Annotated in this window: 4 protein-coding genes; 1 reads left to right on the forward strand and 3 read right to left on the reverse strand. The window is 75.1% G+C overall.

The genetic code is table 11. The annotated features are described in order from the left end of the window. From ABZW03_RS34695 to ABZW03_RS34705, 3 genes are all read right to left on the reverse strand, one after another. On the reverse strand, positions 1-777 hold a 777-nt coding region (locus tag ABZW03_RS34695), incomplete at its 3' end, for a LuxR C-terminal-related transcriptional regulator (protein WP_355267511.1). A 28-nt stretch (positions 778-805) separates the two neighbouring features. After that, on the reverse strand, positions 806-2,509 hold the full coding sequence (locus tag ABZW03_RS34700) for an amidohydrolase (RefSeq protein WP_355267514.1): 1,704 nt from the start codon (positions 2,507-2,509) through the stop codon (positions 806-808). 221 nt (positions 2,510-2,730) lie between these two features. Further along, complete coding sequence (locus tag ABZW03_RS34705) at positions 2,731-3,462, reverse strand: ABC transporter ATP-binding protein (protein WP_355267517.1); 732 nt, start codon at positions 3,460-3,462, stop codon at positions 2,731-2,733. A 418-nt stretch (positions 3,463-3,880) separates the two neighbouring features. On the opposite strand from ABZW03_RS34705, the gene ABZW03_RS34710 reads away from it, so the two are divergent. Beyond that, positions 3,881-6,708, forward strand: a 2,828-nt coding sequence (locus ABZW03_RS34710; RefSeq protein ID WP_355267520.1) for a hypothetical protein, incomplete at its 3' end; no start/stop codon positions are given.

Raw genomic sequence — 6,708 nt, forward strand, 5'->3', positions numbered from 1 at the left:
GCCGATGCCCCAGGCCGCGGCCCGGGCGGCGGCGGCCGCGCGGTTGGGCAGCCCGAGCTTGGCGAGGATGTGCTCGACGTGGGTCCCGACGGTGCGCGGCGTGACGTACAGCCGTTCGGCGATCTCCCGGTTGGTGCGGCCGGCGGTCAGTTCGGCCAGGACCTGCAGCTCCCGGGGCGAGAGTCCGCCGGGCCGGTCCCCGGCCGGCGCCGGCCCGGCGGCGGGCTCCTCGGGCCGCGGGCCCGGGCGGGGTGCGACGGCCGCCGCGAGCGCCTCGCTGAGCAGGGTGACCACGGCGCGCGCGGGATCGGGCGTGCGCCGCGGCCGACGGGTGCTCACGTTCAGCACCCCGACGTACCGGCCGTCGTCGGCGAACAGGCACTGGGCCACGCCGTCCGCGATGCCGAGGGGGCGCAGCACCTCGCGGAAGCCCGGGGAGGCCGCCAGGAGCCGCCCCGGGACGTCGCCGAGCCACAGGCCGCCCTGCGCCGAGCCGCGGAGCACGGGGAACACCGGGTCCTGGTGCAGGCGGGTCTCGATGTACGCGGTGGCCTCGGCCGGGTAGCTCCCGGCCAGGGTGGTGTGGCGCCCGCGCAGCGGATCCCACCGGGCCAGCGAGGCGTGGTCGTACTCCAGTACCTCCGACAGCGCCGCCAGGACCGCGTCGGGGCCGGCGGTGCCGGCGGCGGCGCTCCTGGCGGCCGCGCGGACCCGGACGGCCGCGTCCAGGATGTCCGTCCCGTCGCGGTCCGCCCCGCTTCGCTCCGCTGCCATCATCCAAGGATGATCATGTGCCCGGGGTACGTCAATCGCGCAGCGCGTCGTACACGATCCGCCCGTCCATGACGGTGAGGAGGACGGGCATCGACGGGATGTCGCGGGGGTCGGCGGCGAGCAGGTCCCCGTCGAGCACGCACAGGTCGGCGGCCTTGCCCGGCTCCAGGGAGCCCTTCCAGTCGTCGGCGAAGTCCTGCCAGGCCGCGTCGATCGTGTAGGTGCGCAGCGCCTCGGCCAGCCCGATGCACTGCTCGGGGCCGCTGACCCGGCCGGCGGCCTTGGACTCGCGCAGCATCATGGTGGCGACGCCCTGACGCCAGTCCGGGTGGGTGACCGGCGCGTCGGACCCGCTCGCGACCCGCACGCCGGCGTCGATGGCGTCGCGGTAGGGCCACGCGTACGCGGCCCGTTCGGCGCCGACGAGTTCCTCCTCCAGGTCGGCGACGGTCCACTTGATGGTGGGGTTCATGTTGACGCCGAAGCCGAGCCCGGCCAGCACCTCCATGCCGTGCGCGGTGAGGAAGTCGCCGTGGATGACGTAGTGGCGGGCGTCGGGCCGCGGGTGCTCGGCCACGGCCGCGGCGAAGGCGTCCGCGACGGTGTCGACGGCCCGGTCACCGGTGACGTGCACGCCGAGCTGGTGCCCGGCGGCGTGGGCGAGCCGGATCATCTCCCCGATCGCGGCGGTCCGTTCGGCGTCGGTGTCGCCTTCGACGCACAGGGCGCCGCAGCCGCCGCCGACGTACGGCTCGTGCATCCAGGAGGTCCGGTTGGGGACGATGCCGTCGGCGAAGACCTTGACGCCGTGGACGGCCAGGCGGCGCGGATCCGTGTCGCCGACGCCGTCGAGGGCCGCGAGGGCGCGGGCGAACTCCTCGGTGGTGGAGGTCATTCCGGTGGGCAGCAGCAGGACGCCGACCCGGGCGGTCAGTTCGCCGTCGGCCAGCAGCCGGCGGTAGACGTCGAGGGTCTCCGCGCCGAGCGCGCCCCGCATGATGCCCTCGCCGCCGGGGCCGAGCCCGGGCTCGGTGTAGCTGGTCACGCCGAGCCGGGCGAGGGCGGCGAGGGTCGCCCTGATCGCGTCGGTCCGCTCCTGGCGGCTGAGCGGCGGCAGGGCGTTCTGGACGAGGGCCTGGGCCCCCTCGTGGAGCAGCCCGGTGGGCTCCCCGGCCCCGTCCACCACGATGGCGCCGCCGGGCGGGGCGACGGTGCTCCGGTCGACCCCGATCAGCTCCAGGGCCCTGGAGTTGACCCAGGTGGCGTGTCCGGAGAAGGAGTACAGCACGACGGGGTGGTCCGGGCTGACGGCGTCCAGGTCGTGCCGTGAGGGGTGCCGCGAGGCGTCCCGGACGCACTCGTCGAGGTACCCGGTGTCCCAGCCGTGCCCGGTGACCCACTGCCCGGCCGGGACCCGCCCGACGGCCTCCCGCACCGCCTCGGCCACGTCCCCGAGCGAGGACACCGCGGGGTGCCCGAGGTCGAGCGAGAGCGGCGGGGTCGCCGTGCCGTACGCGCAACCGTGCAGGTGGGAGTCGTTGATGCCGGGGAGCAGGGTCGCCCCGCGCAGGTCGACCACCCGGGTGCGGGGCCCGATGAGCGGCGCTACGTCCTCCCGCCGGCCGACGGCGCTGATGACCCCGCCGGTCACCGCCAGGGCCGAGGCGACGGAGAAGTCCGCGTCGACCGTGACCACCTGGCCGTCGAGAAACACCAGATCCGCGTGCGTGTCCACAGAACGTCCTTTCAGGAACCGGGCGCACCGCGGCCACCCGCGGACGCTCCTGCGAGGACTATGGCCGAGCCCCTCCCGCCCGCACATCGGTCATCCCACCGATGCGCCACCGGAGAATCCGTCCCGGGGCGATATCGGCCGTTTCCCAAGGTGCTCGGCGTCGTGCCGGGTATTCCGACAATGACCGATCGGCGCGATACGGACCCCTCGAGGGCCGTCCGCTAGGCGGCGCGCTCCGCCTCCTCCTCGACGATCCGTCCGTCCCGGACCTCGATCACCCGGTCGGCGAGCCCCATCAGCGTCGGGTCGTGGGTGGCGACCAGCACCGTGACGCCCTCGCTGCGCACCACCGCGCGCAGCAGCTCCATGATCGAGCGGCCGGTCTCCGAGTCCAGCTGGCCGGTGGGCTCGTCGGCGATGATCAGGCTGGGCTCGTTGGCCAGCGCGCGGGCGATGGCGACGCGCTGCTGCTGCCCGCCGGAGAGTTCGCCGGGGCGCTGGTTGGCGTGGTCGGCCAGGCCGACCAGGGCGAGCAGGGTGTGGGCGCGCTCCTCGCGCTCGGCGGCCGGGGCCTTGCGCAGCCGCATCGGCACGCCGACGTTCTCGGCGGCGGTGAGCATCGGGATCAGCCCGAAGGACTGGAAGACGAAGCCGATCCGCTCCCGCCGCAGGGCGAGCCGGCCGTCCTCGTCCAGCCCGGCGAGGTCGATGCCGTCCAGGGCGATGCTGCCGCCGGTCGGCATGTCCAGGCCGCCGACCAGGTTGAGCAGGGTGGTCTTGCCGGAGCCGGACCGGCCCTTGAGCGCGGCGAGTTCGCCGCGGCCGACGGTGAACGAGACGCCGCGCAGGGCGTGCACGGCCCGCTCGCCGGTGCCGAAGCTCCGGCGGAGGTCGGTCACGGCCACCATGGGACGGGTGGCGGTGTCGGCGGTGGCGGCCTGGTGCTGCGTCATGCGGCGTCCCCCTGTGGGCGTGGCGGCCCGGTTCCATCCGGGTCCCGTCCGGTTCTACGGATATGACTGCTCCGGTGGTTCACGTTCCCGGACGGGAATCCGTGAAGACGGCGTCCCGGTCCAAAAACGCGTGCTGAAGCCGGAGTTGTGAAGTGTGCATGCCGTTCAATTGGGGCTGTCCCCGGCCGGGATGCTACCAAGGAAAGGAATTTGCTCACCGCTTACTTCATTCGCGCAAGTCCCTTCCGTTCCTGGATCGAATCTGACAGCATCGTCCGCTATCCGGCGACCGATTGCCGGTGGTCAATGCGCCGACGTGCTCGCAATGTGTCCATCTGTGGTCGATTTGTACTCGGATCGGATCGATGAGCGGGGCCCGCGGATGCAACCGGGGATGTGAATCCGGGGGAGGAACTTGATGCTCGGCTTCGTCGTGCGCCGACTGCGCGGGCGACTGCCGCTGGCTGCCGCCGTCCTGCTCGCAGTGCTGATCACCACGTCCGTGCTGACCGCCTTGGTGGCCTTCAACAGCAGCGTCGGCGAGGCCGGCCTGCGGCAGGCGCTCCAAGGGCCCGGTCACGCCCGGACCACGGTGGCGGTGACCGGCGAGCACGGGCTCGACCAGCGGACGAAGGACGAGGAGGCACTCGCCTCCTACCGGCAGAAGCTCTTCGGGGACCTGCCCGTGCGCACCGACAGCATGGCGCGCAGCCGCTCGTACAGCCTGCCCGGCGCCGACGGCGCGGCGAACGGCAGCGCTCCCGCGGGGCAGAACCCGGCCGGCCAGGCCCCCGGCCCGACCGACCTGACGATCCTCGCCGACCTCGACCGCGGCCGGGTCCAACTGCTGGCCGGCGCCTGGCCGGGCGCCGCCACCGGGCCGGTCCGGTCCGCCGCCCCGGACGTCGCCGTCCCGCAGAGCCTGCTGCGCCGGCTCGCCCTGACCGAGCAGGCGCTGCCCGCCGAGGTCCGGCTGGTCGACCGCAGCGACAGCACGCCGCTGACCGTCCGGATCACCGGCGTCTACCGGGCCACCGACCCGAGCGCCCCGTACTGGCGGATCGACCCGGTCGGCGGCCACGAGATCGAGGTGGGCGGCTTCACCACCTACGGCCCGATGATGGTCGACCAGAGCGCCTTCACCACGGCCGGCCTGGTCCAGGGCGGCCGCGGCTGGTCGCTGGACGCCGACTTCTCCGGCACCGACCGGGCCGGCGCGCAGGCCGTCGGCGACCGCGCCCAGCGCCTCTCCAACGAGCTGCGGAGCACCGCCTCGCTCGGCGCGAAGACCGAACTGCCGGACATCATGAGCGAGTTGTCCGACAGCATGGTGGTCGCCCGGTCCACCCTGCTGATCGGCGCCCTCCAACTGGCGGTGCTCGCCGCGGCGGCCCTGCTGCTGGTCGTCCACCTGATCGCCGCGCGGCAGGAGTCCGAGAACGAGATGCTCGCCGCGCGCGGCGCCTCGGCCGTCCGGCTCGGCTCCTTCACCGCCCTGGAGTCGCTGCTGCTGGCCCTGCCCGCCGCGGTGTTCGCACCGCTGCTGACCCCCTTCCTGGTCCGCGCTCTGGCCGGCCTCGGCAGCTCCCACCGGGTCGCCCTGGACACCGGCGTCAGCTGGTCGCTCTGGCCGGTGGCCGTGGTCTGCGCGTTCGCCTGCATCCTGCTGGCCACCGTGCCCAGCGTGGTGCGCGGTGTCGGCGCCGCCCTGCGCCGCCGGGCCGGCCGCCGCCAGGCCGTCGTCTCCGGCATCGCCCGCAACGGCGGCGACCTCGCCGTGCTCGCGCTGGCCGCGCTCGCCTACCAGCAGCTCGACCAGTACGGCGGCGGGCTGTCCCCCGACGCCGGCGGGCGGCTCGACGTGGACCTGCTGCTGGTCGCCACCCCGACCCTCGCCCTGTGCGCCGGCACCCTGGTGGTGCTGCGGCTGCTGCCGCTCGTCGCCCGGCTCGGCGCCCGCGCGGCGGCCCGGGGCCGCGGCCTCGGCCCCGCCATGGTCGGCTGGCAGCTGGCCCGTCGGCCCGGCCGGGGCACCGGTCCCGTCCTGCTGCTCGTCATGGCCGTGGCCACCGGCGTCCTGGCGCTCGGCCAGCACGCCACCTGGACCGCCTCGCAGCGCGACCAGGCCGTCTTCGCCACCGCCGGTGGCCTGCGGATCTCCGGCTCGCACAACTCCCCGATGGGCCAGGGCGGCCGCTACGGCAGCCTGCCCGGCGGCGACCGGCTGGTCCCGGTGGTGCGCGACGAGCAGCCGCTGCCGGGCGGCGCCGCCCAGCTGCTGGCCGTGGACGCCACCGCCTTCGCCGAGCACGTCCCGGTCCGCTCCGACCTGATCGGCGGCCGCACCGGGGCGGAGGTCTTCGGCCCGCTCGCCGCACCCGCCACGCCCGGCATCCCGCTGCCGGGCCGCCCGCTGCGGATCGACGCCGACGTCTCGCTGGTCCAGGACGAGCAGGTGCCCCGGTGGCGCAGCCCCGTCCACCCCGAGGTCCGGCTGCTGCTGCGCGACCGGTTCGGCCTGGTCCACAAGGTCGCGTTCGGCGAACTCCCGCTGACCGGCCAGGTCCGCGCCTCGATCCGGCTCGGCGCGCTGGTCGACGCCCCGGTGGGCTCGGTCGCCGCCCCGCTGACCGTGGTCGGCGCGACCGTCGGCTTCGGCGACCGCAGCGGCGGCGAGGTCGCCGTGCGGAACCTGGCCGTCTCGGAGACCGCCGACGGACCGTCGACCGCCGTCCCGGTGCCGTCCGGCGCCGCCTGGAGCCTGAAGCCCCCGCCGTCCCGCAGCGGCACGGACAGCACACCGGTGGCCGCCCTCGCCTCCGAAGCGGCCGCCGCCGACAACCTGTTCACCGTCCGCTACCGCCCCGCCGGAGGCATCGGCGACTCGGTGCGCGCCGTGCTGAGCCCGGCCGGGTCGATCGGGACGGCCCTGCCGGCCACCGCCGACGCCGTCGCCACCCGCGACTACCTGAAGGCCGTCGGAGCCTCCGTCGGCGACACCGTCCAGGTGCCGTTCAGCGGCGTCGTCGTCCCGGTCAAGGTGACCGGCGTGGCCGAGGCCGTGCCGGTGGCCGGCCGACGGGCCCTGCTGATGGACCTCGGCACCGTCGCCCGGATGCTGGCCGCCCAGGACCGCGGCATGCCGCCCCGCACCGAGTGGTGGCTGCCCACCGAGGTGGTGCGGCGGCAGAAGAGCGGCTTCCCGTTCGGGCAGAGCCCGGAGTACCTGGAGGCGGTCCGCGAGGC

This window comes from Kitasatospora sp. NPDC004799, from assembly GCF_040609095.1.
In the GTDB taxonomy this organism is placed as follows: domain Bacteria; phylum Actinomycetota; class Actinomycetes; order Streptomycetales; family Streptomycetaceae; genus Kitasatospora.